General features: G+C 57.9%; 2 protein-coding genes. Both read right to left on the reverse strand.

From position 1 onward, the window contains the following. Positions 1–1,062, reverse strand: a 1,062-nt coding sequence (locus tag FXV83_RS41190; protein ID WP_235940612.1) for an ABC transporter transmembrane domain-containing protein, incomplete at its 3' end; no start/stop codon positions are given. 142 nt (positions 1,063–1,204) lie between these two features. Further along, a partial coding sequence (locus FXV83_RS43460) for an Ig-like domain-containing protein (protein WP_235940611.1) occupies positions 1,205–2,394 on the reverse strand: 1,190 nt, incomplete at its 5' end.

The raw sequence follows: 2,394 nt of genomic DNA on the forward strand, positions 1-2,394 counted from the left end.
GCCCAGACTGGTGACGCGGAAGCTCGCAGTGACGTAGCCGGCAAGCTGCTCTTCCCAGCGGCGCTGCATCTGCGGTTCAACCGCCATGGACTTGAGTGTTTCTACGCCTGTCACAGACTCGACCAGAAATGCCTGGTTCTCAGCACCGCGCTTAAATTTCTCATCCAGTCGCTGCCGGAAGATCGGCGTCGCGACCGCCGACACTGCGATGTAAAATGGGAAAGACGCAATGATGATCCAGGTCAGCAGGCTAGAGTAGACGAACATCACGGCGAGAAAAACGATGGTGAAAAACAGGTCTATGACGAGCGTCAAGGCCGAACCGGTCAGGAAATTGCGGATGTTTTCGAGCTCGCGCACTCGCGCGACGGAATCGCCGACGCGCCGCACCTGGAAATAGGCGATCGGCAATGCGAGCAGATGACGGAAAAGTCTCGCTCCCAGTTCGACGTCAATGCGGTTGGTAGTGTGGGCGAAGACATAGGTTCGCAGGGCGCCAAGTACGGTTTCGAATATCGCGATCGCGCTGAACGCAACAATCAATAGATCAAGAGTGCTCATGCTGCGGTGCACGAGCACTTTGTCGATCACCACTTGAAAGATGAGCGGCGTCGCGAGCGCGAACAGCTGCAAAAAAAACGACGCAACGAAAACCTCGCCAAGGAGGCCGCGGTATTTTGCAATCGCACCGAGAAACCAGGTGATATCGAAGCGCCGCGCCAAATCCACCAACCCTGCCCGGCGCGCGACCATAACAATTCGGCCGTCCCACACAGCTTCCAACTCGGCTTGCGTCATGAGCTGTGGTAGCTGAGCCAACGCCGACTGCACCAAAACCTTGCCGTCTCCTGCCTTGCCCACCAGCAAAAACCCGCCGTCTCGCAATACCGCAATTCCCGGCAAAGGCGTCGTTGCGAGCCGCGCGAAAGTGGTCTTTAAAATGCGTGCCTTGAGTCCCGTCTTCTTCGCGTAGCGAAGCATTTCCGATACGCCTATCGGGATTTCTCCGAAACTATGATGCAATTGCTCCGGATCTATTCCGATCCCGAGAAGCCGAAGCAGACCGGTGAGGACAACCAGGCCCTGATCGACCGTGTGCGGGTTTTTGCTCTGTGACGACACTTCAGCCCTTTTCTAGTACACAGCTAGTTCCAAACAATTTGGTCTCCAGTTTGTCGATTTCTGTCGGCTCGGCACCCCCTTCTCATGCAATGGGGTGGGTCAGGATCGGGCTCGAGGTTAGTGGAGGATCGACGATGGTGGTCCCACCGTGTCCGTCGCTGCTGGCCACAAATGTCGAAGCGATATAGTTGCCGAGCAGGGCAATATTTGCCAATCCAACCGTTAGAATGCCGCCGGCTGGGCCAGATGTGTTCGGCTGATAGCCAACCGTCATGCCCGCAGTGTAGGCAACGTCGGCAAGGTCCAGCGCATTGCCGGTTGCCAGCCCCGATATCTTCCCAGTGTAACTCTTCGCAGCATCGAGCTGGAGAGTGCCTGTCGAACCGGAGGCGAACACGATACTTTCAGCCGAGGCCCCGAACAACTCAAGGGTCTGCGTGCCGCTGATGGTGGCACTGGTTGCGTTGGTGGTGACCGTGCCGATCTGGAGTTTCATATCTGCGGCGGCCCCTGCAAGGTTTGCGTTGTTGCCCGCGAGGTCTTGGATTGCGCCTGACGCGGGTAATTCAATGCCAATGACTTCGAGGTCCGGGGTCCCCTGACCCTGGGGCACCTTATAGTTGAAGACCAGGGAGTTTGTGCCCGAGCCGCTGGCGTAGGCCGCTGTGCCACCGTCGTTGAGCAGTAGCAGCGGCTTGCCTGCGCCGGTTGCGACCGTCACGTTCTCGCTCACATTCAGATTGATCTTGACCGTCTGTCCGGTCGTAATTGTTCCTTGGCTTGGGGACGCAACGACGCTGATCACGAGCGGTACAGTCGTATCGATCTTGAGAGTTCCCGTTGGATTTACTGGGTTAGTCGCTGTGATGCCCGAGAGGTTGGCAATGTTGCCGGCCCCGTCTTGGATCGTGGCTCCTTGGAATCCAGTCAGCTGCAAGTCGGATGTGTTTTGTCCAGCGGCGACTGTGTAGGTAAAGTTCAGAGCGCTACTGCCTCCACCGCTCACGTAAGTTGCTGTCCCACCGTCATTCAGGCTCAAGGTCGGCGTGCCGCTACCGACCGCCACGACCTCGCTGAAATTAGCCGTGAGGTTCACTGACTTGCCAGCGTTGAGATCTGCAGTGGCCGGGGTAGCGACAATGCCAGTCAGCGTCGGCGCCGTCGTGTCGATCGTCGCCGTCAGCGCAGACGTGATCGTGGTGTTGCCCGCGTTGTCAGTGGCCTTGGCGGTGAAGCGGTGGCTGCCGTCGAGAAGTGCTGCCGTTGTGTAAC

The sequence above is a fragment of the Bradyrhizobium hipponense genome (assembly GCF_008123965.1).
Taxonomy (GTDB): Bacteria; Pseudomonadota; Alphaproteobacteria; order Rhizobiales; family Xanthobacteraceae; genus Bradyrhizobium; species Bradyrhizobium hipponense.